Genomic DNA, 16,185 nt, shown 5'->3' on the forward strand with positions numbered 1-16,185 from the left:
TATTATCCTTTTATCATCAATGTAATTAAAAGTATGCAAAGCACAAGAGATAGAGCAAAGGTAGCATTAAAGGCTCTTTTGTATTTCTTATATTTACGATAAATTTTAGTATGTGCTTCATCAAGGATTTCAAGAGATTCTATAAGCTTCAAATAATCCTTAAACTCAAAGTTGTAGAGTTCTTTTAACTTCTGCGCACCCTCTTTGCTTGCATAAGATTCCATAATTTGATGATAACCCCACATTCTGTTTAACTCTATGGGCGAGAGAAGTGCGACTCTCCCTAAGAAATACTCCAAAATTGACGCATTGGGGGTAATATTGAGTATTTTAATTTCCCTAGAAAAAACACTTTTGCATAATTCCTCCGCTCCAGCGATATTTTTAAGCTCTAAAAAAGTATCCATTAGTTTAGATTTCTCCATATTTTCGCGTTTAAATGTATTTCCGTTGAGTGCGCTAATATTGTTCGTGCGTTCGTCAAAACGATAAAGCACAAGAATTTCATCAAGAAGCACGACCCCCCCCCGTAGAAGTAATTTTATGTGCATTTGCACATCTTGGTGGTTACACATTGCCCTATCTAATGGATAGAGAATCTCTGCAAAATCTGACTTTCTTAGAGCCATACCCGGTGAAGTCAGAGCATTACCTACCATAAACAAATGATGTAAAAGCTCGTATCTGCTTCTTCGTGCTACCTCAAGGATTTCTAACTTTTGATTATCCTTATCTATTTTCATTAGCTGTGGATAAATCGCTTTTGCATTAGGATTTTGTTCTAAGCTTTGGTGCAAGATTTCTAGCGCATTTGGCTCTAGCATATCATCAGTAGCTAAAAATACGAGATATTCTCCGCTTGCATTTTCAAAGGCAGTATTTAAACTTGCATTAATACCTTGATTATAAGGGTGTTGGACTAGCTTTATACGCGCATCTTTGCACTTTAAAATCTCCTGCACATTTCTATCAGTAGAGCAATCATCTACGATGATACATTCAAAATCACTAAAACTCTGCGCTAGAATGGATTGTATAAAGAATCCAACAAACTTCTCGTGATTAAAACTCGGGGCTAAAATAGAGATTTTAGGAGACATTAAGGCTCTTTCCTTTTAATTTGCAAATAAAGGAGGAATTATACAGAAAATAAGATTATATATCTATTTTTTGTGCGATAATCTTAAAGCCATCAATGCCCGATAGAATAAACTCATTCTCACTTTCCTCAAAGACATTTGCTCCGATAAATTCCTCGCTTAAAATGCTTTTTGCCACCCTCACACCCTTTAAACTCGGGAGCTGATATTCTCTAAAGATAAAGGCTCTTAATTGATTATGGATTTGAAAACTTGTTTTTTTAAGATTTATGTTGATATTTTTCACATCAATCTCTGTGCGTGAAAAATAGCACGATTGCGTAAAATCTTGCTTGGTGCGCTTAAAGCCACCTGTAAGCAAAGAATCCACATTTTCTTTAAGTAATAAAAAGCCTTGCGCCAAATATTTAAAATACAAATCCCGCGCACTCTCTTGCAAGCCTAGTTCAAAAATTCTTTGCGCGATAATATCTCCTGTGTCAATGCCATTATCAATACAATGCAAAGTAACACCGCTTGTGCGCTCACCATTTAAAATCGGTGTGATAGAAGTATAAACGCCCTTATATTTAGGCAAGGCGGAGAAGTGGATATTATAAAGCCTCTTGCTAGCAAATTGCTCTACTTTAAGCAGTCTATCAAATTCTAAAGAGAGGAAAAGCACATTTGGGATTTGCTGCACTTGCTCTAATGTGCAGACAGGGATACTTGTTTGTAAAGCATATTTTAAAAGCGAGGGTTGCCAAGTGTCTATGCCCACATCATCACGATTTGGGATTATACAAATCTCATCGTGAGCAAATTTTGAGCGCAAAAGTTTAAGCGCATTAAGCGCAATCGCATTTTTGCCTGCAATACACACTTTGAGATGATTGAAATTATTTGGGAATCTTACGCGCATAGCTTAAGCTCCCCACGCACAAGATTTGCCCTTTTAAGAGAGCAAATAGAGAAAAATATTACTCTATTATCCCCCCCCCCCCCGATAAGTCGTAGTTTTTTGAATCTCTCACTCATTGCTAAAGATTCTACAATTTCTACTTTTGTAGGGATTTTGAAAGCTGCAAGTTTATCTTTACAATACATTCTAATGATTTTTTTTAATTGGATATTATTTAAAAGAGCATTAGTTTGACTAAGCACTATTTTCACACTCACACTTTGCCCTGTAATCGCATTAGATTCTCCATAAACAAGACAATCTTGAATATAGGGCATTTTTAGCAATATTCCCTCTATTTCTTGAGGCAGCACTTTTTCGCCCCCAACATTTATGACTTCTTTAGCTCGTCCTATAATCTTTATATACTTTTGCCCCTCTTCCTCTCTCACTTCTACTAAATCCCCCGTAGCAAAATATCCTTGCTCATCAAAGACACTATTATCCGCGTTAAGATAGCCAAGTGCTTGTGTGGGGGATTTGATAAAAAGCTCATTATTGACAATCTTATAAGAAGCATTGACAATTTTAAAAAACTCTTGCATATTTTTTGTTTTCATTGCATTGGTTTCGCTTGTGCCAAAGCCTTGTTTAAAGTTCGTATGGGGCAATGCTTGGTGCAAAGATGCTAAGAGTGCTTCACTCATTGGCTCACTACCATAAATAACTAACTTTAAGGAATCTAAATCATACTTGGTTATATCTGATAAAAGCAAAAGCCTAAGCAATGTCGGTGAAGCGGGTAAAATCTCAATCTCATATTGCTTTAGAGCACTTAAAATAAATTGTGGCTGCCTTTGCTTAGGGATTACCAAAGTCCCACCTCCACCTAGAGTATTGCACACCACGTCAATACCTGCAATATGGTCAGGTAAATACACGCTTAGCACCCTTAGAGGGTTTGCTTTTTTTGCACTATATGCTGCAAGGAAAGTATCTAAACTATGCACGATAGCCTTTGGTTTGCCTGTGCTGCCACTTGAAAAGAGAATTAACCCGCTTTGCTTAGAATCTTTCAAAGATTGGAGTAATTCATATTTTTGAGAATCTACGCGCTTAATTGCTCCATTATGGACTTGTAATATAAATTCAATACCAAATTCACCCACATCAAAATCCATATTTCTAGGAAGAATGGGCACAATAATACATTTTTTGCGATAAAGAGCAAAAAAATAAGTGATTTGCGCAAAGCTATAATCTCCCACTATTGCCACAATACTACCTTGTGGTATCTGCAAGGATTGTCTTTTAGATTCTATACTTTGAAGTAAAGCTGCATAGGTATAAGATTTATCATCGCAAATAAAAGCAATATTTTCTTTAAAATAGGATATTCGCTGCAAAAAATCAGGCATTTACCCCTCCTAGATAGATTACCTGCCCTGTAATAAAATGACTTTTTTCATCACAAAAAAATTCAATCACATTTAAAACATCTTCAAAGCTTCCAAATCGCTTGATAGCCTGTTGATTTAAAAGAGAATCCATTTTTGCCTTTGGCACATTTTTGATTAAATCTGTTGGCACAGGCGTAGGACCCACAGCATTAAGCGTAATACCAAACTCGCTTAATTCTTTTGCCACAACTTGCGTGAGATTGACTAAAGCCGCCTTCGAGGCAGCATAAATCGCCTCTCCCTCTAATCTTAGGGGCGTTGCTATGGTAGCAAAATTGACAATCCTATAAGGCATAGTGCGCTTAAAATCTGCATTGTGTTTTTTAGAATCTTGCACCATTACCTTAGCCACTTCGCGTAAAAACAAAAAACTCCCAAAAACATTGGTATTAAAAATATTTTGCATTGTGCTAAAAGGTGTAGTAAGAATATGATTCATAGAGGCAATGCCAGCATTATTAAGCAAAACATCAATTTTTCCAAATTCTTTTTTTACTTCTCTAATCATTGCTACTACTGCCTTTTCATCACTCACATCAAGCTCAAAATGCCTATAATTGTGAGATTCTATACTTCCTTTTCCACGAGAGCAACCGCACACGATATGCCCTTGTTGCAAATAATATTCACTTAAATCCTTACCGATGCCCTTTCTAGTGCCTGTTATAACAATAACTTTATTCATTAACTTGAACTTTTGTGAGGATATAAGAAGTGAGTGTTGCCACATCTTTAAAAGGTGAGTTTCTCGCACTCATCGTTTTTTCATCAGCTAAGACAATATGGATATTTAAAGCACTTAGCATTTCTTCTAAATCTGCGATAAAACTCACAAGTGCCAAAGAATCTAAATGTCCATCTATGCCATAAATTTTTGTTTCTAATGTAGGCGTTTTAAGCTCATCGTGCTGTATTTCATCAGCGAGATTTCTTAAGGCTTCAAAAATCACATTTTGTATTTTTTCTTTCATTTATTCTCCTTTTGATAAATTTGATAAATGTGGGGGCAGAAATGCCACAAATGCCTTAGGTATAGCCTTAAAATCCTCTTTAGAGAGACTAAAGTAAAAATTGAGTGCATCTTGGGCAATAATTGTTGCTCCAAATCGTTTATGAAATGCTACGACTTGCGTATTTGCCTTTCTCACATCAAAACGCGCATTAGCAAATCCAAGTGTATAAAACCCAAAAGCATATAAGCAAAGTGCGGATTCTATGGCAGTGTAGCTTGGTGCGTCATCTTTGATAATCCAACTTCCCCAACAAAAACTATCTTCTTTAAAGTCATAGATTCGTATCGCTCCAAAAGATTGCTCTTCTAAGGATTGGATAATAAAGTAAAACTCTTTGCCTAAAGCCTCACGTTTTTTATACTCTGCTATCCATTGCTCTTGTGATGAGATTCCACCTGTGGTTTGCGTTAAAAATTGTGCCTTTTTATCACTCCGTAGAGAATAAATAAAACCCGCATCACTTAAACAAACTAAGCGCAGGGAAATATGTTTGCCTATGAGCGGAAAGGTATATGTGTTCATCACATCGCCTTCCCATGGTTATTTACTCTGTTATTTATAGCTTGATATGAGTTTTTGGGATTTTTAGATTTTATTTTAATATTTGAAAGAGTAGCAAATAAGGGATTATTTATAACGCCCCCCCCCCGCAAGGTAATTTGAGGGATAATCGTACAGTCATCGCCCACATCTTTAGTTACAACTGCACCTGCGGCAATAGTAGCACGCTCGCCAATGATGATTCCGGGCAATATCACCGCTCCCGCCCCGATACTCGCGCCCTTTTTGATAAGCGTTTTTGCAAAAGTGCTAGGATATTGCTTAGAGCGGGGATATTTATCATTAGTAAAGCTTACATTTGCGCCGATAAAAACATCATCTTCAATTGTGATTCCGTCCCATACCTGCACACCGCATTTTATCGTTACATTATTGCCGATTTTCACATCATTTTCAATGAAGCAATGCGAACAAATATTGCAATTCTCGCCGATTATGGCATTTGGTAGCACTACGCAAAACTGCCAAATTTTTGTATTCTCACCTATATTTTTACTTTGCACATCAGAGAGAGGGTGTATCATTGCTATCCCTTCCAGCAATTTTACTCAATTGTTTTAGCAGAGATTCACTCAATCTACTCCCAATTCCACTTGCCAAAATAATCATATAAGTTTTCATTATCTTTGCCTTATTGCTCCAAACTTTTTAGAATTTGTATTTGAGATATTATCATAAAATTTTAATAATTTAAATATAACTAGAAGTGTTTTGTCTTGTGAGAAAATGCGGATAATTTCATAAAAGTTTTTGTATAATGTGATTTGATAAATGCAAATTAGGAAAAATGATGAATTATGAATTGATAGACTTTGTTGATTTTAGCGATGAAAAAGGTTCTTTGGTTGCGTGTGAGTATCAAAAAAACTGCCCTTTTGATATTAAAAGAGTGTTTTATATCTTTGATGTGAATCCTAATGCGATTAGAGGGCGACACGCCAATAGAGATTCTGAATTTTTATTTGTTGCTCTTAATGGTAGTTGTAAAATAAAAATTGATAATGGCAAGATTCAAGAAACGCTTATACTTAATAACCCAAAACAAGGCTTATATGTAGGTAAAATGCTATGGAAAGAAATGTTTGATTTCTCCAAAGGTTGCGTGTTGCTTGTGATGAGCAATACACCTTATAATAAAGGCGAGTATATTAATGATTATATGATGTATGCTCATAAAGTATCGGGGGGGGGGCATAAGATAAACCTTGTTGTTCCCTTAAGTTTCAATGTGGCTTAAGGTTACAAGATGAATTATAAACTTCTCTCACTCCAAACCATAGGCGATGAAAGAGGCAAATTAGTATCCTTAGAATCTCTTAAAAACTTGCCCTTTGCTATAAAAAGAGTGTATTATATGTTTGATACATCGCCTGATGAGCCGCGAGGATTCCACGCTCACAAAGAACTAGAACAACTTGTCATTGCCATAGATGGCGCGTGTGAGTTTGTGCTTGATGATGGTAAAAGCAAAGAATCTGTATGGCTTAATCGCCCTGATTTTGGGTTGTATATTGGCAAAAATATGTGGCGAGAAATGCGGAACTTCTCTTATGGGTGCAAACTAATGATATTGGCAAGTGATTATTATGATGAGAGTGAGTATATTAGAGATTATGCAGAGTTTTTAGAAATAATAAAAAGGGTATAAGAGCAAATCATAGACATTTTTTGAGATAAACGCTTTGGAGCTTTATTTTCTTTTCTTCATTCTGTCTATGAAGCAAAATCTGCGGTAGGCTCATTTTTAAAATATTATGATATTTTATATAATGTAATGGCAAAAAAATACAGATATAGACTTTATTTTTCGTCCTCACCCATTGCTTTTTGCGCAATTATCTAAAGAAGATTGTTGGGGAGAGACAAAAATACAAGTATATTTTGATAAAGTCTGTGCTTTAAATAATGTTGCTTACTCTACACACAGAGCAATGTTGGACAGAGTTTGGGAAAAAATGTGTCGGGGTGCATTATGGAATCTATAATGCAAAAGATTTAGATACATTTATAGAATCTGTGAGAAATGGACAAGATGCACTCAAAGAGCATAGAATAGCTTTTGCCAAAAATGAAGTGATGATAAACTATCCCCACACCACGCAAAAAATCTATGAAAATTTAGTGCAATCTATTTTTGACAAGAAAGAATAAATAACTACTGCTCAATTCTCCTAACCAATCTCGCGGGATTTCCTGCGATAAGAGAATCTGCCTCAAAAGATTGTGTTACCACACTTCCAGCTGCTACTACACAACCTCTGCCAAGTTTTACGCCTTTAAGAATAATGACATTATTACCAATGAAACAATCATCGCCTATATCAATATCTGCGCTTTTTATCGCATCGTAATTACTTCTCTCTTTTATTCTAATGCCGTGAAAATCAGCATTTAGAGCTTGAAAATTTACTCCAATAAAGCAGTTTTCACCTATTGTAATCTTATGTCTTAAAGCAGTGAGGGCAAAATTATTATTAATATATGTTCGTTTTTTAACAATTATATACCCCCCCCCCGCACATCAATATAATTATGACAAGTATAAAAATAAGCGGAAGGAAAGTATCCTAAATGCACCTCACTATCAATATGAATTTGCCCATCACTTTGATGATTGCCCAAACGATGAAATAAAGTTGGAGAGAGAATCTTAAAATCTCCCTGCACCTTAACATTAGATAAGATATACCTATAATACCAAATCTTTAATCTCTGAATAGGCTTTAGTTGCCTTAATCTCCGTGCCAATTTAGCAATACTCATTTTTTCCCCTTAAACTTTTGTGGCATAAAATTATAGAATCTAAGCTTAAGATTCTATAAAAATTCGCTGTTAATTACTTCAAGCTGGAGTTTATCTAAAGTTTTATTAAAATTATCATTTCGGCATAAAATTGGGCAGTTCTTACAATCAATACTCTCATACACTTCTCTTATCCTGCTTCCTCGCCAAATCTCCTCCAAACTCTGCTCTCTTAAATCTCCGAGCAAATGTGCAGGGCTTTGACGGAAGTGCAAACAAGCCCAAACTTTGAAATCCGCACTGATACAAGTGCTAAAAAACATTCCGTGGCATTTCTCATAGCCACGATTAGCCGCATTGTGCATTTGATTATATTTTTGATAACTTGCTAGGATTTTAAAATCCGCTTCTTCGTATTTATTTTGCAGTTCCAAAAGGATTGGGGCAATATCAAAAGTATCGCCGGTAAATGGGCGAAACTGCACAAAATCAATGCCTTTTTGTCTTTTGGTAATATCTTTTATAAGCTTCACAAAGCTTTCCATATCCTCTCGCGTCTCTTGGCTTGTTAAAAATCCTATCCCAAAGCTAATTTTAGAATCCATTTGTGTTTTTATCCTTGCAAACATCTCAATATTCTCTAAAGTTTTAGCGAAATGATGAGGTTTCATTCCGTGTATTTTCTCATACATTGGCACACTTCCCGCATCAAGGGAGATTCTAAAATACTCCAAATTCTGTGCAATCACACGACACTTTTGCTCATCAAGCAATCCACCATTAGAATTGCACCCGATATTCATTCCTGCGCGTTTTATCTCCTCTATCGCATAACTAAAATGTGGGCTTAGAGTCGGCTCGCCTCCGCCAGATAGAATCACGCCCTTATTCTCAAGACTTTTTAGTCCTGCAATAATCACATCAATTTGCTCCTTGCTTAACTCTGCATTGTTTTCATTATGCCCACAGCAACCCGGACAGCGGTGATTGCATTTATTTGTCAAATCTAACTCGGTAACAACAAGTGTTTTATGCGCATTCATAAAATAATCAATCTTGTCGGTATAACGCAAAATTTTTTCGTGTGAATTGAAGTGATTTACTTTCATCTAAACTCCCTTTTTCGTAAGATAAAGGAGTGCATAAAAAGCAATAAAAGAGGCAAAAAAGTAAGAATTAAGAGTTTATTAACCCCCCCCCCCGCAAGAGGAATTGAAGTATATTTATAAATATAAAAATCTATTGTTTGAGAAAGATTGGTATAAAAATCACTTGGTTTGAACCCAAATAAACGCGTCATTTTACTAGAATCTATCGCATATCGTCTATCGTGTCCTGCTCTATCTTGGACAAATGTAATTTGCTCTTTGTAACTGCGCTCTTTGGGGCATTTTTTATCCAACATCTCACAAATAATTTGTGCAAGCTCTATATTGCTTTGCTCATTTTCTCCACCGATATTAAAACTCTGCCCAAAATAAGAGGAATGAAACACCTTATCAATCGCTTTGCAATGATCTTGCACAAAAAGCCAATCACGGATATTTTGTCCATCACCATAAATAGGAATCTCACTGCCAGCCAAAGCATTACGGATAATCGTAGGAATAAGCTTTTCATCGTGCTGCTTTGGTCCATAGTTGTTAGAACAATTTGTGATAAAAGTTTTCAACCCATAGGTATGATGATAACTCCTAACCAACATATCGCTTGAAGCTTTGGAAGCAGAATAAGGCGAATTGGGTGCATAAGGCGTGGATTCACTAAAATATCCGCTTTCTCCTAATGAGCCAAATACCTCATCAGTGCTAATATGATGAAAAATACAATGCTCTTTGTTTGTCTTAGGGCGACTTGGCGCATCAAACCAGTTTAAATACGCATTATGCAGTAAATTAAAAGTGCCATTGACATTTGTTTCTACAAAGGCACTTGGATTTTTTATAGAATTATCCACGTGAGATTCTGCGGCAAAATGAATCACACCCTCAATATCATAATGCGCAAAAAGTTCCTTAATAAAGTCTTTATCGCAAATATCGCCTTGTCTAAACTCATAATTTGGCGTATTCTCTGCACCTTGGAGATTGCGCAAATCTCCTGCATAAGTTAAAGAATCCACATTGATAAGGCGATACTGCGGGTATTTATGCAAAAAATAGAGAATAAAATTACTCCCGATAAACCCTGCTCCACCTGTGATAAGGAGATTTTTCATTATTTTTCCTCTAAAAGTTGGCGAAGATACTGCCCATAGCCACTTTTACTTAAGCTTTCAGCCCTTTGTAAAAGCTGCCCTTTATCTATCCAGCCATTATGATAAGCAATTTCCTCTAAACACGCGATTTTATAGCCTTGTCTTAATTCAATAGTTTGCACAAAACTTGAAGCTTCCACAAGACTATCGTGTGTGCCCGTATCAAGCCACGCAAAGCCACGCCCTAAACTTTGAGAACGAAGTTTGCCCGCTTTAAAATAAGCAATATTGACATCAGTAATTTCTAATTCCCCTCGTGGGCTTGGTTTAAGCGATTTTGCTATCTCTATGGCAGTATTATCATAAAAATATAATCCTGTGGCAGCAAGATTGCTCTTTGGCTTGCAAGGCTTTTCTTCTAAACTCACAACCGCTCCATTGGCGTCCATTTCTACTACACCAAAACGTTCTGGGTCTTTGACACGATAAGAAAATATAGTTGCTTTGCCTTTGTTAGCTTCCTCTTTTGCCTCTAAAAGCATTAGCGAGAATCCTTGCCCGTAAAAAACATTATCCCCTAAAATCAAAGCAAGATTCTCATCTTTCACAAAATTCTCTGCCAAAATCAACCCTTGAGCCAATCCATCAGGAGAGGGCTGCACACAATATTGAATCTCCATACCTAGCCAATCTCCATTCCCAAAAATCTCTTGGAATCTCGGCGTATCTTTGGGGGTAGAGATAATTAAAACCTCACGAATTTGTGCAAGCATTAACACAGAAAACGGATAATAAATCATTGGTTTGTCATAAATAGGCAAAAGTTGCTTTGAGAGCATCAAAGTAGTAGGATACAATCTTGTTCCACTTCCACCCGCTAATATAATGCCTTTCATAGAAATTCCTTAAATAAATATCACTAAAATAGATTATCAAAAATTTATATTAACATATTATTTATAAATTTTATCAAACACTCAAATTTAACTTGCTATCCCCATATATTATCTATTTACAGTCTCTTAATATATCCTATACATCACCCGAATGCGAATCTTAGTTTTCACACTTGGATAAGGATAGTCCTTATAGGCGATTTTGATTGTATGCACGCTATTATCATCTAGCAGGGTAAAGCCACTTGGCGTAAGGAGTTTAAGGTCAGAAATATCTCCATTAGGATACAAATAAAATTCCACGATATTGTCCCCTTGTTGTCCCATCTTACCCGCGATTGTTGGATATTTCAAATACCTTTGTGTAATGCGTCCGATTCCACTTAAATTATCCTTGATAAACTTCCTTTGCTCCGTATCAAGCGAACCAAACTCCTCGCCATAGAGGTCTTTTACCTCCTGATTGGACATATCTTTGCCAAAATCATAAATAGAGGGGGAATGCGGCGCACCAACCGCACCCGAAGCATTTTGGTGATTCTGGGTGGATTGCGTCTGTGGTCTTGCTAGGCTTTGCGCTAAAGACTCGCTCAAGGCTTTTGAGATTTGCTTCGTTGCAGGCTTAGATTGTGCGGATTTTGATTGATTTGTTTGAGGCTTTGGCTTCTTAGGTTTTTCTACTTTTGCTTTTGGGGATTCTTGCATACGCGGTGTAGATTCCGATCTCGCCTGTGGTGCAGGAGCTTGCTCTCTACTCTGCCCCTCTCCACCTTGTGAAAATCTAAAATGCTTCAAACTCACGCGTTCTCCCTCTTGCGTCCCCAAACGCGGAGGGTGATACAAATCACTTAAGTGCGACTCCCACAAAAAAAGCAAAAGCAACAATGCGTGAATTGCTAAAGATAGAAAAAGTGCGAGAAAATTATTTCGCTTCACTTGGCAACTCTTGCTCTAATAATTCCTTAAATGATTCTTGCGTGGCACTCTCCGATTCTATGGAATAAGAATCCACCAATTTTGCATAACTATTACCCAAAATAACTAAATACCGCTTTTGATAAGCTTCAAACACAATCAACTTGCTATTTAACCCCAAAGTTGTAATAGATTGCACTTGCACGGCACTTGTTGAATTTTTTGCGTCAAACAATGCACCCAATACATTAGGTTTGGTAGCCTTGATTTGTGGGGAATTGAGGCGATTTTTCACATACCATAAAAAAATTAAAAGCCCAACTAAAATTAAAATCACACCAAAATATTGCAACATATTAATGCTTTCAAGCGGAGATTTTCCCATTTCAAAAGCGAATTCTGAAATCTTAGAATCCGACGACATTCCTTGCAATGAAGATTCTGCGTTCGCACTCTCTTCGCGCATTTGGCTTGCGTTTAGAATCACACCAAAAAAACATATTCCACACAAAAGTGCAAGCACTGCTCTCATACCGTGCCGATACTCTCTCGTGTTAGATAATAAACAATCGCATTAGAATCAAGAATTTCATTTACGCGAATCGCGAGGTTTTTTTCATAAACCATTACTTCGCCCTTGCCGATGATTCGCCCATTAATATAAATCTCTACACTCTCTCCAGCAGGTTTTTGCAAGTCAATAATAGAGCCTTTCTCAAAGCGTAAAATATCCAACAGCGGCACTTTGGTAGAACCAAGCTCGGATTTAAAAATCACTCCCATATCCAAAAGCCCGCTATAATTGTTTATAATCCCGTCTAAATACCGCACTAAATCTTCTTGTTTAGGGGCTTGGATTTTGGCTAATGTAAATTCATCTGCTGGCATAACTTCCCTTTATCTATGCAAAAATAATGAGCATGGTGCGCCTTCAAGCGTAAAATCCAAATGATTATATTGTCTGTCTTGAAATTCACCATAACCAAACACGCGCGGAGTTTTGATATTAAAACTTTTTCCCTCTTTAACTGCAAGCACTTTCCCAAGCCCAATCGTCAAGTTTGCCAACTCTTGTGAGAGGTCTTGCAAAGTCAAATCGTCTTTTGCATTTTCTCCAAATAATCCAAAAGATAGAATATTCAAAAACTCTTTAGAACTTACAAAAGTAACCGTTCCTTTGGTATCATCTCCAAAGATAAGATCAATGCTAGAGAGATAACCGCATAAAAGCTTATTATCACAACGTGTGGGGGTTTTCTCAAGCGTATCTTCTATGGCTTGGATAAATGCCTTTTCAATGATTCCTTTCATAAAAATGACCTTAATTTTAAGTTAAACAAAAATTATTAAAAATCATTATAGCTAAATTTTATTTATCTTTGCTGTAATTCTAATGGATTTAATAAGGATTTTTATTTAAAATTTTTTAAGATTATATAGCATATCACAGCCACTTTGGATTTGCGGTGAAACTAACAAGTAGCCAAATCTTATAACTTGGAATCTCTAAAGATTGTTCAATTTTGTTACGAATCACATCTATTTCACCTGCACTCAATTTTGCATTTGCGTCTGTTACCAAAAGATTCACTTCAATCATAAAAAACCTTCCACTTTTTGCGACATGTGTATCATAATCCTCAAATCCATATTCTGCACTTAAATTTTCCATAACTTCTGTAATTTTATCATCTAATTCTTGAGGAGCAATCATCATCAAATCTTTAAGATTTGCAATAAAAATCTTAACAGGTGTGAAAGCCAAAAACACACTTAATAGCACAAGCAAAATCGGGTCAATATAACGCGTCAAAGATTCTTGTTGTTCTGGGTCAAACAGCACAATCGCCCCAAAAGCAAACAACGCTCCAAGATATAAAACACAATCAATTTTCCACTCTACATTATCCACACCAATAAGTTCAGAATCTAGTCGTTTAGCATAAAATCGCGTAAAAACAAAAATAATCAAGCAAAGCACAAAAGCACAAAATGTGTAAATTGCCGCTCCATTAATTTGTAAAGTATATCCCCCACTCAAAATATCCTCTATTCCGCCTATTAGAGCATAAATACAAACGATGATGAGAATCAAACTCTTAAAAAGATTCACCATAGGTTCAAAACGAACATAACCATATTGAAACACATCATCATCTTCACGATAAATAAAGCGTGAGGTAATCACACTCAAAAGTCCCAATCCTACTGAAACAAGCGCGATGATTCCATCAAATACGATTGCCGAGCTTTTAAATCCGAGCCCAAAGGCGATTCCCAAAATTGCCAACAATAAGGCACTATACATAGAAACTTTTAAGACAAATTGTTCTTGTTGATTGTTTGCTAGCAAAGATTGCTGTGTTTGTAAAGGCTGCAAAAATTTTTGACGCACTTTTCTACCATAATTACTCGTTGGGATTCTCAATTTCATCAGCAAAACCTCTGTAAATTTGGCAAAATTATAACGCATTTTAAGATTCTACAACAAAATCCCTCTTTTTAAATTCTAAGGAATGTTTTTGGCTTGTCAAAATTACAGATTTTCAAGTGTAAGCAAATCACTTCGCGGAATGCGCTTTAGCTTCGCCTCGCAAGGACGAGAAATTAAAATTTATTTAACCAAAAATAGTAATCTTTAAAGATAATTTTGCTAGGATTGCGACTTTAAATCTCACAATAAGGAATCAATTATGCTAAAAGTCTCTACACTTTTATCTGCTTCAGTTTTGTTGCTCACATTTGGTGCATTTACCGGTTGTGGGTCTAATTCTAAAGATTCTTCGGAATCTAGCGCGACAAATGCTTCAAGCGAAAGCTTAGCCGTCTTTGCCAAAGAGCAAGGCAAGATAGATATTGCAGGAGGCACTGCGCATATCCCAGTAATGAAAAAGGCGGCAGAAGCAATTATGTCGTTTAACCCTAACATCGCCATTAGCATTACAGGGGGTGGCACAGGTGCTGGAATCACAAAAGTTGGCGAGGGCTTGGTTCAGATTGGTAATACCGGACGCGCACTAAAACCCCAAGAAATTGAAAAATATCAGTTGGTTTCTTTTCCTTTTGCAGTAGATGGAGTTGCCATTGCGGTGCATAAAGAAAACCCTCTCTCTAATCTCACCAAAGAGCAAGTAAGCCGAATTTTCAGCGGGGAAGTCAAAAATTGGAATGAGCTAGGAGGCAATGAGGGCGTAATTAACCTCTATGTGCGTGAAGATGGAAGCGGCACACGCGATACTTTTGAATCCAAAGGCTTAAACAAAGGTATAGAGATTCCACAAACTGCAAATGTCGTCAGCTCCAATGGTGCGATGAAAATTGCTCTTGCACAAGATAAAAATGCGATTGGTTATGTCGGAATCGGACATTTGGATTCAAGCATTAAAGGAATCGCATTTGAAAATATTGAACCCACTCAAGAAAAGACAAAAGAAGGTTCTTATCAAATCAGCCGCCTTCTCTATATGAATACAAAAGGTGAACCACAAGGACTAACTAAGCTTTTTGTGGATTATATTTATTCTAGTGATGGCGCAAAGTTTATTGAACAATCCGGCTATATCCCGCTTCCAAAATGAAACTTGTCGCAATATTTGCGACAATCATAGCATTAAGCGGAATCTGCCTACTTTTTCTTGTGATTGGTGGGTTTGGACTACAAACACTTGCTTCCAATCCTAGCTTGACACTTCACTTTAGTTGGAATCCCAAAGCCAATGAATTTGGGGTTTTGACAATGTTTGTTAATTCACTGATTCTAAGCTTTAGCACATTGCTTGTTGCATTTCCTTGTAGTTTAGCCATCGTCTGCGTTCTCATCTTGCCGATGAAATCCAAAGCAACCAAGCTTTTGCAGAGTATTTTAAACTTTCTTGTGCGTTTTATGGGTTCTATTCCCACCGTGCTTTACGCCTTTGGTGCATTGTTTTTACTCGTTCCACTCTTAAGAGAGGCTTTTAGCGGAAGCGGGAGAAATCTGTTAGCCTGTATTTGTGTCTTGAGTCTCGTGATTCTACCCACAATGGTTTTGCTTTTAGAATCTGGACTTAAAAAACCTTTTTCAAATCAGTATTTAAACGCTCTCTCGCTTGGATTGCACAACTTTGAAACTTTTTATTTTATCGTGATTCCAAAGGCTAAAGGTGTGCTTATAGGTGCATTTTTACTAGGCTTTGGAAGAGCCTTTGGTGATACAATGATTGCGCTAATGCTTTCCTCTAATGCCTTGAATTTTGCCACTTCACTTTTTGACCCTTTGCGTGTTTTGAGTGCGCATATCGCACTTATCACCGCGAATGAGAGTATCGGGGAGGCGTATAATGCACTTTTTGTTTCTGGATTTTTGCTGATTGTTTCCAATGCACTTTTAGCCCTTTTTGCACGTGGCATTTTGCATAAATCCAACTCACTTTAGGATTCTA

Annotated in this window: 21 protein-coding genes and 1 pseudogene; 5 read left to right on the forward strand and 17 right to left on the reverse strand. The window is 36.7% G+C overall.

From position 1 onward, the window contains the following. Positions 1-2: 2 nt before the first annotated feature. The 7 genes and pseudogenes from CQA43_RS07555 to CQA43_RS07585 form a co-directional block, all read right to left on the reverse strand. Positions 3-1,100 (reverse strand): glycosyltransferase family 2 protein, encoded by a 1,098-nt coding sequence (locus CQA43_RS07555; protein WP_115551990.1) that lies wholly within the window; start codon positions 1,098-1,100, stop codon positions 3-5. Positions 1,101-1,155: 55 nt separating this feature from the next. Then, on the reverse strand, positions 1,156-2,001 hold the full coding sequence (locus CQA43_RS07560; protein ID WP_115551991.1) for a formyltransferase family protein: 846 nt from the start codon (positions 1,999-2,001) through the stop codon (positions 1,156-1,158). Beyond that, positions 1,992-3,398, reverse strand: a complete 1,407-nt coding sequence (locus CQA43_RS07565; protein ID WP_245944274.1) for an ANL family adenylate-forming protein — start codon at positions 3,396-3,398, stop codon at positions 1,992-1,994. Before CQA43_RS07565 ends, CQA43_RS07560 begins: the two co-directional genes overlap by 10 nt. Further along, positions 3,391-4,125 carry an SDR family NAD(P)-dependent oxidoreductase gene (locus tag CQA43_RS07570; RefSeq protein WP_011114935.1) on the reverse strand — a complete coding sequence of 245 codons (735 nt, stop codon included), beginning with the start codon at positions 4,123-4,125 and terminating at the stop codon, positions 3,391-3,393. The genes CQA43_RS07565 and CQA43_RS07570 overlap by 8 nt, the downstream gene beginning before the upstream one ends. Beyond that, a complete protein-coding gene (locus CQA43_RS07575) occupies positions 4,118-4,411 on the reverse strand; it encodes a hypothetical protein (protein WP_011114936.1) in 294 nt (97 codons plus the stop codon). Before CQA43_RS07575 ends, CQA43_RS07570 begins: the two co-directional genes overlap by 8 nt. Continuing rightward, positions 4,412-4,975 (reverse strand): GNAT family N-acetyltransferase, encoded by a 564-nt coding sequence (locus CQA43_RS07580; RefSeq protein WP_011114937.1) that lies wholly within the window; start codon positions 4,973-4,975, stop codon positions 4,412-4,414. A gap of 149 nt (positions 4,976-5,124) precedes the next feature. Further along, positions 5,125-5,538, reverse strand: a pseudogene (locus CQA43_RS07585) (DapH/DapD/GlmU-related protein); the annotation flags it as partial. A gap of 266 nt (positions 5,539-5,804) precedes the next feature. Here CQA43_RS07585 and CQA43_RS07590 point away from each other — a divergent pair. The 3 genes from CQA43_RS07590 to CQA43_RS07600 all read left to right on the forward strand — a co-directional run bounded on the left by CQA43_RS07590 (position 5,805) and on the right by CQA43_RS07600 (position 7,165). Then, positions 5,805-6,251 (forward strand): sugar 3,4-ketoisomerase, encoded by a 447-nt coding sequence (locus CQA43_RS07590; RefSeq protein WP_115551993.1) that lies wholly within the window; start codon positions 5,805-5,807, stop codon positions 6,249-6,251. Positions 6,252-6,260: 9 nt separating this feature from the next. Next, positions 6,261-6,662 carry a sugar 3,4-ketoisomerase gene (locus tag CQA43_RS07595; RefSeq protein WP_115551994.1) on the forward strand — a complete coding sequence of 134 codons (402 nt, stop codon included), beginning with the start codon at positions 6,261-6,263 and terminating at the stop codon, positions 6,660-6,662. A gap of 257 nt (positions 6,663-6,919) precedes the next feature. After that, positions 6,920-7,165, forward strand: coding sequence for a hypothetical protein (locus tag CQA43_RS07600; RefSeq protein ID WP_115551995.1), 246 nt, complete (start codon positions 6,920-6,922; stop codon positions 7,163-7,165). Positions 7,166-7,169: 4 nt separating this feature from the next. On the opposite strand, the gene CQA43_RS10040 is transcribed toward CQA43_RS07600, so the two are convergent. The 10 genes from CQA43_RS10040 to CQA43_RS07645 all read right to left on the reverse strand — a co-directional run bounded on the left by CQA43_RS10040 (position 7,170) and on the right by CQA43_RS07645 (position 14,237). After that, positions 7,170-7,517 (reverse strand): acyltransferase, encoded by a 348-nt coding sequence (locus CQA43_RS10040; RefSeq protein WP_181881665.1) that lies wholly within the window; start codon positions 7,515-7,517, stop codon positions 7,170-7,172. Continuing rightward, the gene (locus CQA43_RS09545; protein ID WP_181881660.1) at positions 7,514-7,777 is read right to left on the reverse strand and encodes a hypothetical protein; all 264 of its coding nucleotides are present in this window, start codon (positions 7,775-7,777) and stop codon (positions 7,514-7,516) included. Before CQA43_RS09545 ends, CQA43_RS10040 begins: the two co-directional genes overlap by 4 nt. A gap of 53 nt (positions 7,778-7,830) precedes the next feature. Beyond that, complete coding sequence (locus CQA43_RS07610; RefSeq protein WP_011114941.1) at positions 7,831-8,865, reverse strand: radical SAM protein; 1,035 nt, start codon at positions 8,863-8,865, stop codon at positions 7,831-7,833. After that, positions 8,862-9,974: a dTDP-glucose 4,6-dehydratase gene (gene rfbB, locus CQA43_RS07615; RefSeq protein WP_181881661.1), complete on the reverse strand. Its 1,113-nt coding sequence runs from the start codon at positions 9,972-9,974 to the stop codon at positions 8,862-8,864. Before rfbB ends, CQA43_RS07610 begins: the two co-directional genes overlap by 4 nt. Beyond that, a complete protein-coding gene (rfbA, locus tag CQA43_RS07620) occupies positions 9,974-10,849 on the reverse strand; it encodes a glucose-1-phosphate thymidylyltransferase RfbA (RefSeq protein ID WP_115551997.1) in 876 nt (291 codons plus the stop codon). The genes rfbB and rfbA overlap by 1 nt, the downstream gene beginning before the upstream one ends. A 126-nt stretch (positions 10,850-10,975) precedes the next feature. Then, the gene (locus tag CQA43_RS07625) at positions 10,976-11,785 is read right to left on the reverse strand and encodes an energy transducer TonB (protein ID WP_115551998.1); all 810 of its coding nucleotides are present in this window, start codon (positions 11,783-11,785) and stop codon (positions 10,976-10,978) included. Then, complete coding sequence (locus CQA43_RS07630; protein ID WP_115551999.1) at positions 11,772-12,296, reverse strand: hypothetical protein; 525 nt, start codon at positions 12,294-12,296, stop codon at positions 11,772-11,774. The genes CQA43_RS07625 and CQA43_RS07630 overlap by 14 nt, the downstream gene beginning before the upstream one ends. Further along, on the reverse strand, positions 12,293-12,652 hold the full coding sequence (gene fliN, locus CQA43_RS07635; protein WP_115552000.1) for a flagellar motor switch protein FliN: 360 nt from the start codon (positions 12,650-12,652) through the stop codon (positions 12,293-12,295). Before fliN ends, CQA43_RS07630 begins: the two co-directional genes overlap by 4 nt. A gap of 9 nt (positions 12,653-12,661) precedes the next feature. Next, positions 12,662-13,075, reverse strand: a complete 414-nt coding sequence (locus tag CQA43_RS07640; protein ID WP_115552001.1) for a hypothetical protein — start codon at positions 13,073-13,075, stop codon at positions 12,662-12,664. A 133-nt stretch (positions 13,076-13,208) separates the two neighbouring features. Next, on the reverse strand, positions 13,209-14,237 hold the full coding sequence (locus CQA43_RS07645) for a cation diffusion facilitator family transporter (RefSeq protein ID WP_245944275.1): 1,029 nt from the start codon (positions 14,235-14,237) through the stop codon (positions 13,209-13,211). Between the two features lie 220 nt (positions 14,238-14,457). On the opposite strand from CQA43_RS07645, the gene CQA43_RS07650 reads away from it, so the two are divergent. Then, on the forward strand, positions 14,458-15,342 hold the full coding sequence (locus CQA43_RS07650) for a phosphate ABC transporter substrate-binding protein (RefSeq protein WP_115552002.1): 885 nt from the start codon (positions 14,458-14,460) through the stop codon (positions 15,340-15,342). Next, a complete protein-coding gene (locus CQA43_RS07655) occupies positions 15,339-16,178 on the forward strand; it encodes a PstC family ABC transporter permease (protein ID WP_115552003.1) in 840 nt (279 codons plus the stop codon). The genes CQA43_RS07650 and CQA43_RS07655 overlap by 4 nt, the downstream gene beginning before the upstream one ends. Positions 16,179-16,185 lie beyond the last annotated feature (7 nt).

Origin of the sequence: Helicobacter ganmani (assembly GCF_003364315.1) — a bacterium.
In the GTDB taxonomy this organism is placed as follows: domain Bacteria; phylum Campylobacterota; class Campylobacteria; order Campylobacterales; family Helicobacteraceae; genus Helicobacter_D; species Helicobacter_D ganmani.

What these genes read in the sequence shown, in the direction of transcription:
- CQA43_RS07555 (WP_115551990.1), bottom strand. Translation starts at nt 1,100, where the DNA reads ATGTCTCCTAAAATCTCTATTTTAGCCCCGAGTTTTAATCACGAGAAG.
- CQA43_RS07560 (WP_115551991.1), bottom strand. Translation starts at nt 2,001, where the DNA reads ATGCGCGTAAGATTCCCAAATAATTTCAATCATCTCAAAGTGTGTATT.
- CQA43_RS07565 (WP_245944274.1), bottom strand. Translation starts at nt 3,398, where the DNA reads ATGCCTGATTTTTTGCAGCGAATATCCTATTTTAAAGAAAATATTGCT.
- CQA43_RS07570 (WP_011114935.1), bottom strand. Translation starts at nt 4,125, where the DNA reads ATGAATAAAGTTATTGTTATAACAGGCACTAGAAAGGGCATCGGTAAG.
- CQA43_RS07575 (WP_011114936.1), bottom strand. Translation starts at nt 4,411, where the DNA reads ATGAAAGAAAAAATACAAAATGTGATTTTTGAAGCCTTAAGAAATCTC.
- CQA43_RS07580 (WP_011114937.1), bottom strand. Translation starts at nt 4,975, where the DNA reads ATGAACACATATACCTTTCCGCTCATAGGCAAACATATTTCCCTGCGC.
- CQA43_RS07590 (WP_115551993.1), top strand. Translation starts at nt 5,805, where the DNA reads ATGAATTATGAATTGATAGACTTTGTTGATTTTAGCGATGAAAAAGGT.
- CQA43_RS07595 (WP_115551994.1), top strand. Translation starts at nt 6,261, where the DNA reads ATGAATTATAAACTTCTCTCACTCCAAACCATAGGCGATGAAAGAGGC.
- CQA43_RS07600 (WP_115551995.1), top strand. Translation starts at nt 6,920, where the DNA reads ATGTTGCTTACTCTACACACAGAGCAATGTTGGACAGAGTTTGGGAAA.
- CQA43_RS09545 (WP_181881660.1), bottom strand. Translation starts at nt 7,777, where the DNA reads ATGAGTATTGCTAAATTGGCACGGAGATTAAGGCAACTAAAGCCTATT.
- CQA43_RS07610 (WP_011114941.1), bottom strand. Translation starts at nt 8,865, where the DNA reads ATGAAAGTAAATCACTTCAATTCACACGAAAAAATTTTGCGTTATACC.
- rfbB (WP_181881661.1), bottom strand. Translation starts at nt 9,974, where the DNA reads ATGAAAAATCTCCTTATCACAGGTGGAGCAGGGTTTATCGGGAGTAAT.
- rfbA (WP_115551997.1), bottom strand. Translation starts at nt 10,849, where the DNA reads ATGAAAGGCATTATATTAGCGGGTGGAAGTGGAACAAGATTGTATCCT.
- CQA43_RS07630 (WP_115551999.1), bottom strand. Translation starts at nt 12,296, where the DNA reads ATGAGAGCAGTGCTTGCACTTTTGTGTGGAATATGTTTTTTTGGTGTG.
- fliN (WP_115552000.1), bottom strand. Translation starts at nt 12,652, where the DNA reads ATGCCAGCAGATGAATTTACATTAGCCAAAATCCAAGCCCCTAAACAA.
- CQA43_RS07640 (WP_115552001.1), bottom strand. Translation starts at nt 13,075, where the DNA reads ATGAAAGGAATCATTGAAAAGGCATTTATCCAAGCCATAGAAGATACG.
- CQA43_RS07645 (WP_245944275.1), bottom strand. Translation starts at nt 14,237, where the DNA reads ATGCGTTATAATTTTGCCAAATTTACAGAGGTTTTGCTGATGAAATTG.
- CQA43_RS07650 (WP_115552002.1), top strand. Translation starts at nt 14,458, where the DNA reads ATGCTAAAAGTCTCTACACTTTTATCTGCTTCAGTTTTGTTGCTCACA.
- CQA43_RS07655 (WP_115552003.1), top strand. Translation starts at nt 15,339, where the DNA reads ATGAAACTTGTCGCAATATTTGCGACAATCATAGCATTAAGCGGAATC.